We start from the raw sequence: 20,943 nt of genomic DNA, 5'->3' as shown, positions 1-20,943 counted from the left end.
TCAATTTATAATTCAATCCTATTTTTTAAATGCTCTAACTATAGTGGTGTATCCTTTAAAAATCACCCATTCGCTACTATTAGTTTTTTTAACTTTTAACAGATAGTAATAGGTTCCTTCATTCAGGTTTATGCCACTCCAATCGTTCTGGTAATTTTTCATTCGATATACCTCGCTACCCCAACGGTTAACTATGGCTAGTTCATTTTCTACAAACTGATTCAATCCGCGTATTTCAAAGGTGTCGTTTACACCATCACCATTTGGCGTAAATAAAGTAGGCATCTTGATCTCGAAGAAATTGGCCTGAAACGAAACTGTAGCCACGTTACTGTAATACCCATACTCATCTTTTATTCGGTAGGTATAACTATCCGAACCTATATAACCAGGATTAGGTGTATAAATAAATGTACCGTCAGCATTTAAAATCAGCTTACCATTTTTAGGCAGGGTAACCGTTTCTACGCTGAGGTTAGTTACTGGCTGTCCATATAAGTCATCGTTAACCAACAGGTTTTCTTTGATTACTTTATTGGCATCGGCTTCGTAATTGTCATCCACGGCGACAAAAGGTTTGGTAACACCAGTAACAGTAGGTGTACTGTTGTTTTCCGCAGTTCCTGACACATCCGAAACCGCAATTCCAGCTCCACCTGTTGCATTTACAGTGGCGGTATTGTTAACGTTTCCTACTTCCTTATCGGCCTGTGTAAGCGTATATTTTTCCGTCACGGTAATTGTAAGGCCTGGCAATAGCCCACCGGGAGCATCAATGGTTTTACTTACAATCCCCAATTTTGCATCGACAAGTGTTAGTGCATAAAGCGGAACGTTACCTGTATTTTTAATGGCAAATGAATAGGTAATGTAGTTTTGTGCAAATACGCCAGTTTTCACAAGCGATATAGACGGAGCGGAAGTCATCTTAACAGTAACATTAATGGTTACGACAGTTAAGCTACATCCATCGCTGATGCCTACTGTAAAACTATCATTGCCGGCGTAATATAGATTAGGCGTATAGGTATAACTTCCATCAGTATTGACTACTGCGGTACCTTTAATTGGATTGGTTTGTTTGCTATAAGTCAATACATCTCCTTCAGTATCTGTAGCATTCACCTGACCAGTTAGCATCGTATTTTCATCCGTGTTCTTATTCTGGTTTGCTCCGATAGGTGCATTGTTTGGTGATACAGAAACTGCAGCTGTAGGCACAGATTCACAAGCCACGCCATTTATGGTTGAAATTGTAATCCTTCTGAAATAGGTAGTAAAGGTTAAAGCCGCGGGACTATAGCCTGAACCCGTTGCACCAGCGATGGCAGTAAAGTCTGTATCGTCGCCCGTGGTTGAACTTTCCCATCTATAGCTAATTGTTCCTGAACCTGTACCAACCGAAGTTGAGGTTAGTGGTACCGGAATACTGGCTTTACAGACAACTTGATCGCCCGCGATCGTTCCGGCAGTGACCGTACCCTGAACAGTAATGGTAACCACTGCTGTCGGTGCAGATTCACATACCTTATCATTTAATGTTGAACTGGTAATTCTGCGGAAATATGTTGTTGCGGTTAAAGCTGCTGGTGCATAATCTTCGGTTGTTGCGCCTGGTATGGCTGCAAAACCAGTAGTAGCACTGGTTGTTGAACTTTCCCAACGATAGGTAATTGTACCTGATCCTGTTCCGGCAGTAACCGCAGTCAATGCTGCTGGAACTGTGTTGTTACAAATCGTTTGATTGACACTGATTACCCCTGCCGTAACTGCATCCTGTACGATTATGGAAACCACATTTGTTGATGCAGACTCGCAAGCCTTCCCACCTTCTGTTGAAATAGTGATTCTTCTGAAGTAAGTAGTTACAGTTAAAGCAGGAGGCGCATAAGTTGCAGATTGCGCAGCTGCTATGCTTGTGAAGCCAGCAGTAGTACTGGTTGTTGAACTTTCCCAACGGTAACTGATGGTACCTGATCCCGATCCTGCGGTAACCGAAGTTAATACCGTCGGAACAGTATTGGAACAGATCGTTTGATCATCGCCAATAATACCTGCATTGGTAGCTCCCTGTACCGTGATTTTAACTACTGGTGTTGGTACCGATTCGCAAACCACACCATTTTGCGTAGAGATGGCGATCCTGCGGAAGTAAATAGTTGTCGTTAGGGCTGTAGGGCTGTAACTATCGGCTGTTGCACCAACTATAGCAGTAAAACCAGTAGTGGCAAAGGACGAACGCTCCCATCTATAGGTAATCGTACCTGATCCAACAGCTGGTGTAGCAGTGTTTAGTGCTGCTGGTACAGTATTATTGCAGATCACCTGATCTGTACCAATTGTACCTGCTGTAACAGTACCTTGTACAGAGATGGTAGCTACAGCTGTTGGTAGCGATTCGCATGCTTTGCCATTTAAGGTTGAAACTGCAATCCTTCTGAAATAAGTAGTACTGGTTAAAGCGACTGGAGCATAAGTGGCAGCTGTCGCAGCTGGTATGGTTGCGAAGCCTGTCAACGGGTTGGTGGTTGAACTTTCCCAACGATAGCTGATGATTCCAGAACCCGTTCCGGCCGTAAGTGATGTTAACGGCTCAGGCCTGCTGCCATTACAGATGGTCTGACTGGCAGCAATTGACCCTGGGGAAGTTGCCTCCTGAACCGCAATTTCTATAAGCGCTGTTGGCTCTGATTCGCATAGCACACCATTTAATGATGAAATGGTGATCCTACGGAACCAGGTTGTTTCTGTTAATGCAGCAGGGCTATAGCTCACTGATGTTTCACCTGCAATTGCAGTAAATGCAGGGACTGATGCTAAGGATTGTTCCCAGCGATAACTAATGGTTCCGGATCCTGTACCTGCAGTGGTAGAATTGAGAGCTGCAGGGGTAGTATTGAAGCAAATAGTTTGGTTTGATCCAATTACCCCTGCTATAACTTGATCCTGAACAATGATTGTTGTAACTGCTGTTGGTGCAGATTCACATGCCACTCCATCCAATACTGAAATGGTGATCCTTCTGAAGTAGGTAGTTGCAGTTAGGGCCGCTGGTGTGTAATCTGCTTGTATAGCTCCCGCAATTGTAGCAAAACCGATTGCAGCACTAGTTGTTGATTTTTCCCAACGATAGCTAATGGTTCCTGATCCCGTACCTGCGGTAACAGAAGATATCGTTACCTCGCTATCGTTGCAAAGGGTTTGGTCTCCACTTATTAAACCTGCTGTAACTGCATTTTGCACAGTGATCTTAATCACTGCAGTTGGTACTGATTCACAAATATTCGCGCCATCCGTTGATAGGGCTACCCTTCTAAACCAAGTGGTAGTAGTTAAGGCTACTGGACTATAAGCTGCGGATATTTGATTTACTATAGTTGTAAAGCCTGTAGTCGCATCAGTTGTTGAACTCTCCCAACGGTAGCTAATTGTGCCAGAGCCAGTAGCGGGTGTAACTGACGTTAATGTTGCTGGGCTACTGTTATTACAAACGGTTTGACTGGCCCCAATTGTTCCTGCTGTAACAACATCCTGTACCGAGATTTTAACCGCGGTTGTTGGATCGGATTCGCAATCCACTCCATTATAGGAAGAAAGGGTGGTTCTCCTGAACCAGGTTGTTGTGTTTAATGTACTAGGGGAATAAGTTGCTAAAGTTGCACCTGCAATAACAGTAAAATCTGCTGAGACACTTGTTGTTGACTGTTCCCACCTGTATTTCAGACTACCTGATCCAGTTCCAATTGTAGTTGAGGTCAGTGCTAAGGCAGCTGAGTTTTTACAGATCGTTTGGCCGCCGCTTATTGCTCCGGCTGTTGTATTTCTAATCAGAATTTTAAAGGTTTGTTCGGCACTGCAACTTGTTCCTAAGGCTTTATCATAGGCGTATAAGGTAGTTTCACCAATCGTGTTGAATTGGTCGCCTATAGCATATTTTGTACCTCCTCCATTAGTTGCCGTGTAGTAAGCCTGCGTGCCCGATAAATTACTACCAGCAATTGCTGGTAGTTTAAATGATCCGCAAACATTAATGTCGGCTATAGCATTAACAACCGGAAGCGCGGTAATCGTTAATTTCACAACCTTCCTCCCCACACTGGTACAACCTGCATTTACCGCTTCTGCATAATAAGTAATGCTGCCTACAGTATTCAAAGTTGGAGAGGTAATTAGATTTCCACCAGCTAATGCATCATACCATTTAATAACCGTACCCACAGGATCTCCTGCAGCTGCCGCAGCAGTAGCCGTCAAAGTTTGAAGGGGACTTTGCGCACAAGCCTGCTGATCTGCACCAACCGGTGCAGCCGGTCTTCCAGCGTTTGCAACGATAGGTACGGAAACAGGACTGGCAATACAAACATCTCCTTTTTTCCTAGACCTGAAACTGTAAATACCTGGAACAAGATTCGGAAACACATTCTGATCAGTAAAACCTCCCAAGTCAATCGAATACTCATAATTAGCATCGGCCGGAAACTCAATTTTCCCTGTTGCCTCATCGCAATTCGGCTGATATACCAGAGGCATTGCTGTTGTAGGAGTAGCATTAATAACAACAGTAGTCACAGCGCTCACACAACCTGGTACCACGGTATTACTTGCTGTTACACTATATGTGCCAGCGGAAACAGTAAATGCTGTATTATCAGCAGTTGACGTAACAGTACCCCCAGCTGTAGGCGTAACAGTATAAATAAACTGGGCCCCAACAGGCGCCGTTATTTTAATTGTTCCAGTTGGATTCACACAATCAGGGTGGATTAGTGTAACCGTAGGCTGGTCCACAAACTGAACAACCACCGGTTTAATGATATAACATCCTGAAGCGTTGGTTCCCTTGATATAATAAGTGCCAGATACAGCTACTGCTGCAGGGCTTACCAGTGGAATAGTAGCTGTTGCATCCGTAAAGTAAGTAAACAGAAGCCCCGATGGGTTTCCTGATGTAATCACACCAGCTGTTAAGTCAATTGTAGAAGGATGGCAAGTAACTGATGGATTTTGTACAGTCAATACTGGTTGAGCATTAATGGTTAATACTACTGGTGTTCTTGTTGCACTAACACAAGTACCCAAATGCGTTTCGGCATAATAGGTTATTGTACCAACCGCATTTAATGTTGGCGTTGCTACTATATTTCCAGCCATCGCCGCATCGTACCATACTACTGTTGATCCGGATGGGACAGTAGCTGTTGCCGTTAAAGTTTGAACCGGAGAATCTACACAGGCAGTTTGATTAACGGCCAACGGTGCTGCCGGTATTGGGTTAACATTTACTTTAAAGGCCTGCTGGGCAGGGCAATTTGAAATAACTTCCGGAACAGATGCAAAACTTGCAGTAAAATTATCCGCCCTCCAAATGTTACTTTTAAACTCTCCAAAAACACCGATGTTACCAGCTATTAAATCTGTCCTGGATACAATCCCGGTAACACTATACCTTTTCAGTCCCATTGGATGATCACTAAATGTGCTCTGATAAATTAGTTGATTTGTAGCAAGATTAATAATGGCAATTTGACCTGCGTAACCACCAAGTGCTGCCCCACTTCCTGTTCTAAAACCACCTTCAACGGAAAGTGCAACCTGAGCTCCAATATCCAGCGGTAAATTAGCACCGGAAACCTTACCTACCACTACACTAGTTTTAGCACCCGAAAGGTTATTGGCACCGCCAGTCCAGAATGCCACCGGACCCGCTGCCATCACACGTGAATTATCCGGGTACAAGGCCAAGAGTCTAACCGCATTATAAGTGCCGTCAGCCGCCAATGTTAAAGTGCCGGATTTAGGGATACTGTTATCTGTTTGCAAAATTTCATCATATGCATACAAAGTAGTTTCCCCAGCAATGCTGTATACATCACCCGCATTGAATTTTGTCCCAGTTTTATTGATCCCTGTATAATAAGCCTGATTTCCCGACAAATTAGTACCAGTGATTGAGGGTAGTGTTAATGGTCCACAAGAGCTTATATCTGTGATGGCAGCAATAATCGGACTTTGGTTTAAGGTTAATTTTACCGGAGTTCTGTTTGCACTCACACAACCATTAGCTGCTGCTTCAGCATAATAAGTAACCGTACCTACAGTATTTAAGGTAGGCGTGGCAACAACATTTCCACCAACCACAGCATCGTACCAGGTCATAGTCGTACCAGCAGGAACGGTAGCGGTAGCGGTTAAAGGCAAAGTTGCCCCAGCGATACAAGCCATTTGATCTCCCCCGGTAACTGGTGCATCAGGCTGTGAATTTATAGTCAATTTAAATGATTTCTCATCCGGACAAGGCATCTCCGAGAGATACTTATAGGTCGCCCTGAAATTAGATAGCGTCCAGTTTTTATAACCACCTTGTGCAGTTTCCACGCCGAAAATCACAATCAAATTACCGGATAGCAGCTCAGCTGGAGATACAATTGCTGATGCGGAATAAGTTGCAGTAGCTCCAACCTTAAAGTCTGGTGCTATCGGTTTTGTGTATAGGACTTCTCCTGTCAATTTATTGGCGATGGTCACATGGCCGGAATAACCTGTTCCTGCGGTAGGTCCTTCGTTTTTAAAAGTGGCACCAACCATAACTTCAACATGGTTTCCAGTACAACTAGGATCATTATTTATATTCAACTCACCTATCACATTTTGATAGCGTATTACACCCTCGGAAGCATTATATGTGATAGACTGACTACCTGTACCTTTCCAAAAATCAGGATTAATAGCACGCGGATAAAAATCATGACTAGCACTAAATATATTATGCAACGACACATTATTACTTAAACTTGCATTAGGCGCAACATCAATGTTCCCCGCACAAGCCACATTAGATGCAGCTTTATCATATATATATAAAGTCTGTGTGCCTATAGTATTCAATACCGTTCCAGCAAGATATTTTAAACCAACGCCATTCGGCAAGGCATAATAAGCTTCGTTACCAGTAAGATTTGTACCTGTTATCGCAGGAAGTATATATGTAGTGCATCCTGTCTGATCTGCGAGCTGCGCAATAACCGGAGCTGAGTTGATATTAAGCATTACTGCCGTTCTTGATTTACTGGTGCAGATACCATTATTTGTTTCTGCATAATAAACTACAGTTCCGATGGTATTCAAGATAGGATTGGCAACAACATTACCCCCATGTAGCGCATCATACCAAACTACTGTAGAACCTATAGGCACTGTTGCTGTTGCCGTTAAAGTTTGAATAGGGCTAGTTGCACATACCTGTTGGTTGCCCCCACTTATCGGAGCATCTGGTGCAGCCGGAGCTTCATTAATGGTTACCGTTACAGGCGCACTTGTGTTTGCGCCAATTTTTACCACAATTGAGTAATCAGCAGTAGCTAAATTAGCAAAGATATTGCCTACCTGAAAATTAGTACCACCATCTATTGAATACATGCCGCCCGAAGCAAGTGGTACTTCAATAGTACCGGTCTCGACTGCGCAGCTCGGCTGCGTAATGATTGCTGTTGGACTTGGAACAATAGTAACAGTTGAACTGTTATTGGCAGGTTCAGGATCATCTCCAGTAGATGAAATGGTTGCGGTATTTACATAAATACCTGTTGCATTTACTTTTGCAGTGATCGTTATCATTGCTTCAACACCAGAAGCTAAATTACTTATTGTCCATAGGCCTGTTCCCGCATCGTAAGTTGTGCCCACAGGAGCGGTGTTGCTTACATATGTATATCCGGTTGGCAACAGATCAGTTACTGTAATTCCAGTACCTGCGCCCGGACCGTTATTCGTTGCTTTAAGCGTAAATACCACGTTTGAGCCTACAATAGGTGCCGAGTTATCCACAGACTTTATTATTGCAAGGTCTGTACTTACCAGTGATATGGTAATGTCATCTGTAATCGAGCAGCCATCAGGAAACATGACTTTAACGGAATATGTTCCCGGCTCGGTAATGCTCAGTTCATTTGCTGTACTAATTATATTGCCCCCTTTTTTCCATTCGTATTGAGAAAGTGGTGAACCAAAAAAGCCATTCGTATTAAGCGTGTAAGGGAAGTCACTATTTTTCAAGCCCAAATCAAGTCCAAGACCCAATATCGGAGCCGCCCCATTATATGGAGAAATCACCCAACCGGTATTACCCCCCATATCGGTACTGTGCTCCCTGGCCTTAAAAGTTGCAGCACCTGTTCCGACAATGCGTTGCAAACGAACGTAATCAAAATCTACAATTCCAGCAGTTTTAGTGATAGTAGCCGGAGTAGGCCCACTACTTTTTATTTCTGTAGGTCGACAAGGGCTACCACTGCCAAACCATTCGCCTGTAATGGTAGTGTTGGTGCCACTTGTAAGGGTATATATATTTCCCGGAAAGAATATCAGTGTATCGATCTTATTCCCTGTACCATATATCCCACCGCTGCCCTTATACTCCAGTCTGCCAATTGTATTGTTGGCACCGTTGATTCCTATAGCTGATGAGGTACTTGGATTTGTTAAATTAAGTTCTTTTATAGTGGTATTTGATATGGTTATATTTGCGGAACCAATACCAGCGCTATTCACAATATTGTAATTAAAACCATCCGCTATCAAGTTACCATTGATGATAGAATTAGCTGCACTCAAACTTCGTTTTGTAATTCCACCACTGTATCGTATTCCTGCTACAGTTGCATTGATGGTACTGCCGCTGATGTCTAATGAAATATTGTTATCCAGCCCCCCATTATCAATACTCCTTATATTCAGCAAACGCCCAGAGGCTGTGAACCCTCCTTCGATCAGATAAAAATCCGTTTGAATATTATCATAGTTATTTGCAAGCGTCAAACTTCCTCCTGGTTTAGTGATTCGCAGGTCAAAATCTCCTTTACACTGTCCAGACATTACTGTTGCTTCCCCACCTTTCAACAGAAGTGGAACTATATTTAATGTGGATACCGGATTTAAAACGATACTATTTCCCCAGCATTCCATTGACCAGGCCGCAGACTTTGTAAAAACAGGATCGTTTAGTACACCAGCCCAGCTCATGTTGTGAAAGTAGGCGTTTCCATTATTTACGGTAACGGATTTTGATGCATTGGTAAAACCACTTTGAGCATCAAAGTAAACATCATCCCCCACTGTGGGGATACAGGCTCCGCCAGTACCACCACTGCTAAGACTCCAGTGACTGGCATCGTTCCAATCGCCAGAACCGCCTATCCAATAACGGGCATTTCCTGAACTGGAAGAAATTGTCCAACCACTATTGCCACCAGCATCTGCACCGCTAAATGGAATAGGCATCAAAAGAGAGCCACCACCACCGGTTGCGGCAATATTTTCCAGATACACGTTCGAGATATCGACTTTGGCATTAGCGGCAAATATCAACGTACTTACAGCCGAAGTACCACTCCTGATCTCCCCCAATCCGCTGCAGGAAGGATGCGTAGCTTTATAGTATTTATTGATCTTTGTATGACCAGGAGAAGTTTCATAAAAATAGAAGTTACGGTTCTCGGCAGTGATCAATGAATCAATCACATTACCCCCATATCGGATCATCCCCTGCCCTTTAAATTCAAGTCTGCGAATCGTATTGCCCCCATGAATCCTGGCAGGACTCGTTAATCCGGTATTTGTGAATGTAAGTTGTCCAAACGTAGTACCAGCCATATCCATACCTCCTGAAGTGGTAACCGCACAGTCTACGATATGATAGGTCTGGCCATTGGTAACGATGGAATTTCGGGCAAGCAAATAAGAATCAGTTGCATCCAAAACATTAGGAGGGCTTGCGAAGGACCAATTGTTTACTGATACATTTGCCTTGTTCATGTAAAGAAACTTACCTAAAGAGCCACTACTAGAGATGGCATACAAATTCACTGTACGATTACGGATATCCAGCACACCTCTAATTAAAGCAAAAGCAGCATTGGGATTGTTCCAGTCATCTAGCAAAGTAAGCCCAGTGGTAGCACCCGCTGCAGATTTGCGAATATTATACTGATTGGCACCAAGGCTACTACCATTGGTACGCAAAGTAACAGCGGCATCGCCTCTAAGCTCCATAAAAGCATTCATGGTTACCTTTGGATTGAGTACGATTGAGCCATATACAAAAAGTGTGTAGGTACCGCTCTCATTGAAGGTCGTATTTTGATTAATCCCGGCGGCCCATGTCATGTCTTTACAATAGGAATTACCACTTGTTGTTACAATGCTTCCGTTCGAAAATCCGCTATTCGCATCAAAGACCACATTATCGTTAACGAAAGGGATACAAGCACCGCCAGTACCACCAGAACTAGTGCTCCAATGCGTTTTATCATTCCAATCACCGCCCCCATTTACCCAGTAAAGTGTGGTCCCTGTTGACACGGGTTCAGTAATGGTAAAACCGGAATTACCATCATTATCAATACCATTTACCGCAATCGGGGTATTTGGTCCTTGAGCAGCTAGATTAGAAAGTAGTACGTTATCCATATCTACAACAGCACCTGCAGCAAAGATTAACTTTCCAGCACTTACCCCGCTGATCTCAGTGAATCCGTCACAAGGTAGTCCACCTGCCTTAAAGTATTTGTTTATGGTATTTGAGCCTGCTATACTTATATTTTTATTTGGTGCAGTAATTAGCGTATCAAACTGATGGCCTGCCTGATCTATCAAACTTAGTTTACCCCCGATCCGGGCATATTGAATCACATTAGCGCCACCGCCAATTGTCGCATCACCTTCAAAAATGACATATTTAACCTTATTGTTCCCGCTGCGTATTGCACCAGAACCTTTAAAAAACAGGGAATCTACAATGTTATTGTTCGCTATCTTAGCCAATGAACTATTAGCAGTGTAGGTAAAGGTCAATTTATTAAATGTTGTACTACTGATATCATAGTGAGCATTTTGACTTCCGCCAGTCTCTACTACAGGGTAAAACCCTCCATCAACATGAAATTCAACGGCTGAACTCATAAAGGCACCGGTTGCAATAAGACTTTTATTTGTCCCCCTGTAATCCCATGTCCAGGAAAGATTAATCGTACTGTTGCTGATATTTACACTTCTTATATTTGCATTATTACTACCAAAACCATACAACTGCATTGTCTTTGCTGCAGAATTAAAACTACCTGCTGTAAGTACAACCACATTATAACCATTGGCAGGAGTCGCATATATTAAATTATCGGCAAGTGTAAGCCCACTCCCGGGCTTATCAATCGTAAAACTTAAAGTTCCCGATATCACCCCATTTGTGGTAAGTACAGCGGGAGTAGATCCCACTAAACTGGTATAAACACCATTAAAAGTAACCGTAGGTGAAAGTGCAACGTTTCCCGAAATAGAAAGGAGTATAGTTGTAGAGGGCCCCCTGGTAAAAATAGGGTTATTCGGCACATCAGTAGTCCAGGTCATGTTGTTACAAAATGCATTCGCGTTTATAGTCACCGTTTTATCGGCCGTTGCAGTTCCAAAGCCTGCATTTGGCCCAAAAAACACATTATCACCAGCAGAAGGTACGATACTTGGAATACTGCCACCACTGCTACCTAAGCGCCAATGGTTAAGATCACTCCAGTTTCCTCCTCCCCCTACCCAATAATAATCGGCAGCATAAAGCTGAAAAGTAAAAAGTATCAGTAAAAAAGTAAATAGATTTTTTTTCATATGAATTTTATAAAATGGGGGATTTCAACAAACAAGATTAATTTGTAAGACTGTCGCATAGCAATAGATCTATTTGCGGACATTGGAGACGTAATTTATCATCCTTTGAGGTTAACAATTATGAGTAGCCAAATTTAAAATCTCCGTTTCAAAGCAAGAGTAGAAGTACTTTTCCTCAGTACTAGAATTATTTCTATATCAACTAGTAAGATTTATTGTAACCGGTTTGACAATTACCACAATAAGGTCTTAAAGTAAAAAAAAGTGATAAATTAGCACCTTAAATTTCAAGCCGCCTTAACGCTATTATGAGCCGTATCCTTTTTCTTTTCTCCTTTGCTTTTTCCTTTTTCGGATATGCCCAAAACCCCGGTTCTTATAGCGTAAAGCATTACTCAGATGTAAATGGCCTACCGCAAAACAGTGTAAAATCTATAGCAAAAGATGATGCCGGTTATTTATGGTTAGCTACAGAAGATGGCTTGATCAGATTTGATGGAAACAATTTCATGCGTTTTGATAAACGATCTACTCATGCACGCTCTAATCGAATGTACGTGATAAAACGGGATTTAAGTACCAGAATCTTATATGCAGAAACAGAATATAATGATCTTATTCCTATCACAAAAGGATGTGTAAGGCCAAATCCCTTGACATTTAACCAGGTTTTTCCAAATGTAAGTCCAGAGCTACACGTTCAGGAAGGACCGGGAATGAGACCCGGTCTGGTAAAATTCACAATTCAAACAAGCCCCAATAATTATTACAACATTACAAAGGACACACTGTTTTTTCATCACCATAAGCAAATTAAGACTATCCCTCTTAAACGCGATGAACAACCTAAATTCTTCGTTTCTGGCAAACAGCTTTTTCAGTATAGCAACAATGGAAAATTTACTTTAATTGAAGGCGGAAAATTAAAACCAGTTTCGCTTAATGGTGATTTGGTAAAAGCGAAAACTAGGGAGCCAAAAGACCTGAAAATCTACTGGAATACGGCTACTGATCAGACCTTTATTTATGTTAATAAGGCCATTTTTAAGGTAGTGTACGTAGGTAACACGTTAACCACCACTCTACTCATTCAGGATTTTGATCTGGATGAGCAACATATCTGGACAATCTACTATGATGCTACTGCTAGAAAGCTTTTCCTGGGTAGCCCCACACAGGGCTTTTTCGTTTTACAACGACACCTCTTTCAGGCAGAGAAGCCAACAAAAGATTTAAACAGCAGTGTAAAATATGCCTTGTACCCTTTTACAGATCATTCGGTATTATTTGCCAATGGGGATCTGGTACAAGCTGATGGAAAAGGGACTCTGCTCCCTCTCGTTAGGGCTTATAGCGATAATTATGCAATGGCGATCGACCAAGAGAAAAACATATGGACACTAAAAGGTTCTTTGGTCCATAAACTCTCTCCTAAAGGAGATCAAGTGCTACAAAGTTTTGATCTTCATAAAAAAACATCATGTCTCTATCTGGATGAGCAAAATTTGCTCTGGATTGCAACACTCGACGCAATCTATACTAAAGATTTAACCAAACCTGATGCTGCAGTAAATCTTTTGTTAAAACTTAAGGATGTCTCAGTCCTAAAAAAACAAGGCGATAATCTTTGGATTGGAACACACAATGGTTTTTTTAGATACGATTTGCTAACGAAAAAACTAGCGACTATACCAGAAATGGCCAACATGCATGTTAGAGATATTGAGCTCCGCGGAAAAGAGGTTTGGATCTGTACTTATGGGGATGGTTTTTATCTTTATCACAACGCTCATTTAAGAAAAATGCCGGTCGACAAGTTCGGCTTTCTGAATACTTCCCATTGCATACTTGAAGATACTAAAGGCTTTTTTTGGATCAGTACCAACAAGGGACTCTTTCAGGTAGCCATTAATGATCTTTTGGCCTATAGCAATAAACAAGTTGCTCAGGTATACTATCAATATTACAATGTAACTTACGGTTTCAATACCAATGAGTTTAATGGTGGATGTCAGCCTTGTGGTACCATCTTAAAAGATGGGCATTTTACATTTCCATCCCTGGTGGGCTCGGTTATGTTTAATCCTGACCTTTTAACTGCCGACTTACCAGATAAACCCATTTACGTAGATAAAATATTTCGTGATAACGAAAGTTTAAAAGGCGAGGACCTTATCCACATAGACCAAGGGTTTGGGCGTCTAAACATCTGGGTATCTTCTCCATATTTCGGGAATCCAGATAATATGACGCTGGAATATAAACTTGCTGTTGATGAAAGTTGGGCCAGCTTGATCGGTACCCCCATAATTAGTTTTAATACCCTATCGCCCGGAAAACATGAGTTACTGATCAGAAAGTCCGCTGGATTCGGAAATCGATTTAATTGCAAAAAAATAACCATAATTGTTAATCCTTACTTTTACCAGACCTGGTGGTTTATTACCCTCATTATATTGTTTGTATTGGGATTAATTGTCCTTTTCTTTAAAAGGAGAACCCAGCGTATTGTCCTTAAAAATGAAAGATTGGAAAATCTAGTTAAGAAACGAACAGAAGACCTGGAGAAAAACATCGTTAATCTAGAGGAATCGCAGTATCTATTGAATCAACAAGCTACATTTCAAAAAAAGCTGCTTGGGGCAATTACGCACGACCTGAAAAGTCCACTAAAATACATGACGATTATGGGTAAGCAGTTGTATCAAAACGAAGCGGCAAATGAGACTGTGAAAGACAGTCTGAGAACCATTTATATATCGGCCAATTCCATGTATCATTTAACCGAAAACCTATTAAGTTATAGCAAACTTTTCCTAACCGAAAAAACATCCAAAGATGATTACATCAATTTAAATCTTCTGGTTTCAGAGAAAATCCAGATCTTCTCTGAAATTGCAAAGTATAACGGAACGGTTATTCACAACAAAATCCCAGAAGATCTTATTTTGCATACAAATAGGGTAATGCTTATGCTGATTGTACATAATCTTTTAGACAATGCAATCAAATTCTGTCTGAATGGTCACATAGAACTTGGCGCCAAAAGCACCGTAGAAGAGGTCAATTTTTGGGTGCAGGATACCGGCTACGGAATGCCTGATGATATTATAAACTGGTTGAACGGAAAAGAAGACCGGGACATTACTGAGGGACTGGGCTTAAAAATGGTGAAAGAGTTTGCAGCAAAAATCGATATGCAGCTCGAGGTAAATAGTAAAACGGATGAAGGGACAAATGTTAAGTTTACGCTAAAGTACAATAATTACATTTGATGCTCCATTCTGAATACATCAATCAACTCTGAAACATTAGAAATCTGCAGTTTTTCAAATATATTCTTTTTATGGGTGCTTACTGTAGATGCTTGTAAGTCCAACTTTTCGCTGATACTGCTTGTTCCTTCTCCATCGATAATAAAACGTGCAACTTCAATCTCCCTATTGGTTAATTGATGCAGTTTCTTTTTGGAGTTCCCCCCCTCATAATAGGTATCAAACAATTGATCCTGAATATTAGTACTTAAGTATTTCCCTTTTATTAAAACTCTCCGGATAGCTTCCCTTATTTCTTCTTCTGAAACACTTTTTTCAAGATATCCGTTCACTCCCGCCTTAAGGTATCTTAGCGCATAGGTACTTTCTTCATGGGCCGAAAAAAGCAATATTTTCAGATCAGGTTGTATTTCCCTAATCTGCTCAATCATTTTAAAATTATTACCGCCTGGGATGTTAATGTCCAGAATTAGTAAATCTACTTTTCCTTGTTTAAGCGAAAGAATAGTGGCATTTACAGAATTGGCATATGAGACAATGGCCTTATTTAGAAATTCCCTAATCACAAAAGTCAATCCTTGTTGAATGACCCGATGATCGTCAGTTATTAAAATTTTAAGTTCAGCGCTAAGTAAATTGCTCATTGAAAAAGTAGGATCTATATTTTAACAAGAAGCAGATCAGTTTCGCACGGACATGTTTCTTGCCTAAAGAATAAAATAAACTCAAAACAAATAACAATTCAAATATATAAATAACAGAGGGATTAAATGTAAAATATTTTAAGACCCTACTAATTACTTCATTGGCTTATTTGCCCTATATATCAATTCTTTTACGAGTTCGGCATCGGTTGCTTTATAGTTTAAATCCCTTCCCCTACCTGCCATTAGATTGCGGTTTTTAAATTCCATCTCACTTGGCACCGCTTTCATTGCTGAAGCATGGAATTCTTTTATTTTGGTAGACTTTACCAATCGCTGTACATTATCAATAGATATGCCACCACCGGGCATAATGAGAATTCTATTCTTAGCTTTTTTAACCAACTCTTCCAAAACAGACATCCCCTTATCTACATTGATATGGCCCCCTGAACTGAGGATCCTTGAACAACCTAACTTTATAATCGTCTCCATCGCCTCAAACAAATCCCGCGTCCTATCAAAAGCCTTATGAAAAGTAACCTGCATATCTCCAGCTAAGGCAACCAGCTCTGCGCAGCGCTCCTCATCTACCGTTCCATTGGCATTTAGGATCCCCAATACCACACCTTCACATTTCAATTCCTTACATACCTTTATGTCCTCTTTCATCAATTCGAATTCCAGATTGGAATATAAAAAATCTCCGCCCCTTGGTCTGATGATTGGAAAAAGATCGATATGCAGCATTTCTTTTGCCATTGCTATCTGCGCGTAAGCAGGTGTTGTGCCTCCCTCATACAAATTATCGCAAAGCTCTACTCTTACTGCTCCACCTGCTTCTGCTGCAAGGGCAGAACGCAATGAGTTGGCGCAGACTTCCATATTAACCATACTGATCTTTTTCTTTTAATAATAACTTTTCCCATCTATCAAAAGGTCGTTTTTTTGACTGGTACAGACAGCATAACTGAAGCCCTTTTGAATAGCATAGGCTCCATACTCACCCTTTTTATTGAGTGCAAGAAAGCCCACTTGTATCTTTTTCGCAATATCCGGTTTCTTTTTAATAATGCGCATTACCGCTTCCTTACAAGCGTCCTCGGGCGAGTAGCCCTGACGCATCAGCTCGACTACCAAAAAGCTGCCTACATTACGGATCACCTCTTCGCCCACCCCAGTAGAAGTAGCTCCACCAATTTCATTGTCGACATAGAGTCCGGCACCAATAATTGGACTGTCGCCGACTCTTCCATGCAATTTATAAGCCATCCCACTGGTAGTACAGGCGCCGGATAAATTCCCTTTAGCATCAATGGCCAACATCCCAATGGTATCGTGGTTATATTGATTACCCGGTAATTTCTGTGGTGCAGCTTTATCATAAAGCTTGTTTTCGATATTCATCACAGGCTCATATTTGGCTGTCTTTAGCCATTCTTTCCAGGCTTTCTCACTTTCTTTGGTTAATAAGTTCTCTTTTTTAAAGTCATTCTCCAGCGCAAATTGTAAAGCTCCGTCCCCAACCAACATTACATGAGGAGTTTTCTCCATCACCAATCGGGCAACAGAAATGGGATGCATGATGTGTTCTAATCCTGCTACAGATCCACAATTCCCCAACTCATCCATAATGCATGCATCTAAGGTCACATGTCCATCTCTATCCGGTAAACCACCGTAACCCACAGACTGATTTTTTGGGTCAGCTTCGGGAACATGTACTCCTTGCTCCACGGCATCCAAAGCCCTACCACCTGTTGATAAGACCTTCCATGCGGCTTGATTGGCTGCGATTCCAAAATCCCAGGTAGAAATAACAATAGGCTTCACCTGCCCCCTTGCTGTGGTAAAATCTCTCGATAATGAACCAAATGAGGAGAGCATCGGAATTCCGAAGGCTGAAAGTTTGATAAATTTACGTCTGTTCTGCATCTCTAAAGAATATGATCAAAACTAATATAATCCAATTGTTTAACCTCTTGCTTCAGGATTAAAATTTACTTAAACATTTGTTAACTTCGGCACAATAGTTGCTAAGCCTGTTTCAATAAAACAATTAACACATACACAAACAAAAATTATGAAGAAATTATTATTCACTTTTATTGCCGTTGCTGCACTTTTTACTTTTAATATGACTACTGCTTCGGCTCAGAGCTACAATAACGCAATCGGTGGTCGTTTTGGTTCTGCTAATGGAGTAAGTTTTAAAACTGCCCTAAGTAAAGGAGCTATGTTGGAATTAATCGGAAACTTTAGAAGCAACAGTGGTGCTTCTTATGCTAACCTAACCGGTTTATATGAAGTTTATAAACCAATCGCCAACGCTCCAGGATTAAACTGGTACTATGGTGCAGGTGCAACTATCGGTTCTTACAAGATAAAACATGGTGATGGTGACGTTTATCTATCAGCTAACGGTGTTTTAGGTTTAGACTACAAATTTAAAGATGCACCTATCAACTTATCTTTGGACTGGGTTCCAGCGTTACAATTAACTCCAAGCACTGGTTTCTGGGGTGGTGATATAGGTTTAGGCGTTCGTTTCGCTTTCTAAACAACCTTAAAATAACATCAAAAAAGAGGGCGGCAGGTTAAACACCTACCGCCCTTTGTATTTAAAAAAAATCTAGAGAGCCTAAAATACTACCTTGTACAATCAGCTGTCCAAGTTGCGCCATCTTTAGCTACAAACATTTTTAAAGTGCTTGCATCAATGGTAATCCCAGTTAATCCACTTCCAACACTTACATAAGTATTGTCTCCTTGTTTTTCAAACTTCACACCTGTAATATCAGGGATGTTATTACCGAAAAAGAAATTGTAAGTTTCCCCAACTTTACTAACTGTAATCTTTCCATCTGAACTGGTAATGGTACTGCTGTCTTTGGCATAAGAAACTGAACCTTTATAAGTACCTACAAAGAAATCTTTTGTTGCAGGATCTGTATCTTTTTTACAAGACATCATAACCGTCGTTATAATTAGGAATACGCCAAGAATTTTTACTATGTTTTTCATGATTTAATGATTTGATGTAACATGATATTTACAATAGCTATGCCATTGAAAAAACCATAATTCGGCACCCCACCCTCAATCCCCTTTAAACGCCTATTGAAAAATTGCCCTTATCGAAATAATCATTTTAAGAGAAAAAGACCATAAACCGCTGTATTCATGCCCTTACCGGCCTTTTGACGATACCACTTTTGCTACCAGTATTGATGATAAATGCAAAAAAATAAAAATATTTTTCAAACGGCCTTTATAAAGGCAAATTATTGGCCTCCTAGCGCGACACTTTAGCCAGATAAAGAGCCATATCACAAGATATTCGTACAAACAAAAAGCCTGGATCAGACATATGATCCAGGCTCCTGTTTTAAACTCCTTACTCAGGTAAAAAATTACCTTCTCAGAAAGAGCCTAGCGTTCTTCGCTTCTTCAGCGAAGCAATGCAGCTCTTGGAAGAGAACGGTTATTTTTTAAACCATGCTTGACGAACCTTCTTCTGCAATTCGCTCGCATTATCATCGATCTCGCCTACTAACTTGATACCTGGATAATTCTTAAGCGTAACATTAAAGTCTCTAATCCTTCCGTCTCTTGCTACTTTAACCACTACAACATCACCCGCTTTTTTACTGCTGATCGCTGGCATGCGCTCTACAGCAGATTCTATTGGTGTGCCATCAATGCTGATCAATTCATCGTTCACACTTAAGCCATCCACCCATGCAGAAGTATTGCGCATGATTGATGTAATAAACATTCTTCCTTCAGTCTTTTTAGAAGTAACGCCTAAATACGGGCTACTTTTACCTTCCATTTCGTTGGTTACTTTTATTCCAGCATAACCAAAATACTTCGCGTATTCTGCTAAGGCAGTACCATTCACATATTTGGCCCAGAAATCAGTAAAATCCTGTCCACTGATTTTCTCTACCATAGCCTTAAATTCGGCGTCAGTATAACCTCTTTTCTGTGCTTTATTTTGCAGGTACATGGCTTTCATCACATCATCCAGACTTTTAGCTCCCTTTGTAGCCTGTGCAATTGCAATATCCATTAATATACCCACTACCTCACCTTTGGCATAATAAGAAACCGTAGTGTTGTTTGAGTTTTCGTTAGGTCTGTATAATTTGATCCATGCATCATAGCTGGCTTCAGCTACAGATTGCACCTGTGCACCCGGAATATTAGATACATTGCTCACTGCAGTAACCAACTGATCTACAAATTCCTTTTCGGTGATAAATCCTGCACGCAACATCAATTTATTTTCGTAGTAAGCGGTAAAACCTTCTGCTACCCACAGATTGGTTGTATAATTTTCATTGTCATAATCAAATGGACCTAAAGCTACAGGACGAAGTCTTTTTACGTTCCAAAGGTGATAATACTCATGAGCAACAAGATCTAAGAAACCCTTATAACCCTCTTTAGTCCCATAAGCATTACGACTAGCACCTAATACGCAAGAATTTAAGTGTTCCAAACCTCCACCACCTGTGGAGAAATTGTGCACAATAAAGGTATAATGCTTATTTGGGTTTTCGCCATAAATTGCAGTTCCTTGCGCTACGATTTTAGCCATATCCACCTTTAACTTTTCCTTGTCATAGTTACCACCGCCAAACATAGCAACCTCATGTTTTACACCAGAGGCCATAAATTCAAAGATATCCTGATTACCGACTTCAATAGGGCTATCAAATAAGATATCAAAATCAGGAGCCGTATACGTAAATTCCTTTCCAGCAACAGGCTCTAATCCAGTTGATACTTTAGTCCAGCCTTTGTAAGGGATAATTTTTACGGTACTCGCTTCTTTCAACAATCCATCAGGATACATGAAAATGCCTGTGCTTGACAAGAACGCATGGGTATCATCGATAAACGAAGTCCGCACTGAAGTCTCGAAAGCATAAACTCTATATTTGATTTTAACTGAATTTGCTTTTGCAGTATGTACTCTCCAGGTATTTTTTCTTACTTTTTCATACTTTAATGTTTTGCCGCCCGTTGTAGCATTAAAGCCTTCTACGCTTTTTGAAAACTCACGTACCAGATAAGAACCCGGTGCCCACACTGGCATTTTTACGTCTATATGGTCTTTCACTAGACCAGAAATGGTCATTTCTATTTCGGCATAGTGCGCCTGTGGTTCAATAAAACTTACTTCGAACCCTATTTTTACTTGTGATTTGGCCGTCATACCTACTGATAGTAATATTACTAATGCTAATAATGATTTTTTCATTGATCTTTTTCTTTTAACGGTTGTGTAGCTAGCATAAGGATATGCAAAATTCGCTAAATTGTGCCAAACTTAGATAAAACTGGGCAAAAAGGCGATCGGA

General features: G+C 40.9%; 8 protein-coding genes. 2 read left to right on the top strand and 6 right to left on the bottom strand.

Annotated elements, in window-relative coordinates; genetic code table 11:
• Window positions 1–18: 18 nt before the first annotated feature.
• Window positions 19–11,652 (bottom strand): Ig-like domain-containing protein, encoded by an 11,634-nt coding sequence (locus BLS35_RS15735; RefSeq protein ID WP_090782740.1) that lies wholly within the window; start codon window positions 11,650–11,652, stop codon window positions 19–21.
• Between the two features lie 308 nt (window positions 11,653–11,960).
• On the opposite strand from BLS35_RS15735, the gene BLS35_RS15730 reads away from it, so the two are divergent.
• Entirely contained in the window at window positions 11,961–14,927 is a 2,967-nt protein-coding gene (locus tag BLS35_RS15730; protein ID WP_090782738.1) for a sensor histidine kinase, read from the top strand.
• Here BLS35_RS15730 and BLS35_RS15725 read toward each other — a convergent pair.
• The 3 genes from BLS35_RS15725 to BLS35_RS15715 form a co-directional block, all read right to left on the bottom strand.
• Window positions 14,918–15,571 carry a response regulator transcription factor gene (locus tag BLS35_RS15725; protein ID WP_090782736.1) on the bottom strand — a complete coding sequence of 218 codons (654 nt, stop codon included), beginning with the start codon at window positions 15,569–15,571 and terminating at the stop codon, window positions 14,918–14,920. The genes BLS35_RS15730 and BLS35_RS15725 overlap by 10 nt on opposite strands.
• Before the next feature lie 153 nt (window positions 15,572–15,724).
• On the bottom strand, window positions 15,725–16,456 hold the full coding sequence (locus BLS35_RS15720; protein ID WP_207909124.1) for a copper homeostasis protein CutC: 732 nt from the start codon (window positions 16,454–16,456) through the stop codon (window positions 15,725–15,727).
• Between the two features lie 24 nt (window positions 16,457–16,480).
• On the bottom strand, window positions 16,481–17,506 hold the full coding sequence (locus BLS35_RS15715) for a N(4)-(beta-N-acetylglucosaminyl)-L-asparaginase (protein ID WP_090782732.1): 1,026 nt from the start codon (window positions 17,504–17,506) through the stop codon (window positions 16,481–16,483).
• A 148-nt stretch (window positions 17,507–17,654) separates the two neighbouring features.
• On the opposite strand from BLS35_RS15715, the gene BLS35_RS15710 reads away from it, so the two are divergent.
• Window positions 17,655–18,131, top strand: a complete 477-nt coding sequence (locus BLS35_RS15710) for a hypothetical protein (RefSeq protein ID WP_090782730.1) — start codon at window positions 17,655–17,657, stop codon at window positions 18,129–18,131.
• Window positions 18,132–18,220: 89 nt separating this feature from the next.
• Here the strand turns inward: BLS35_RS15710 and BLS35_RS15705 are convergent, their stop codons facing one another.
• Entirely contained in the window at window positions 18,221–18,595 is a 375-nt protein-coding gene (locus tag BLS35_RS15705; protein ID WP_090782728.1) for a hypothetical protein, read from the bottom strand.
• A gap of 460 nt (window positions 18,596–19,055) precedes the next feature.
• Window positions 19,056–20,843 (bottom strand): M61 family metallopeptidase, encoded by a 1,788-nt coding sequence (locus BLS35_RS15700; RefSeq protein ID WP_254778925.1) that lies wholly within the window; start codon window positions 20,841–20,843, stop codon window positions 19,056–19,058.
• Window positions 20,844–20,943 lie beyond the last annotated feature (100 nt).

It is taken from the genome of Pedobacter sp. ok626, from assembly GCF_900100435.1.
GTDB lineage: Bacteria > Bacteroidota > Bacteroidia > Sphingobacteriales > Sphingobacteriaceae > Pedobacter.
The sequence above is the reverse complement of the archived record's forward strand: the minus strand, read 5'-3'. Positions and strand labels throughout refer to the sequence as shown.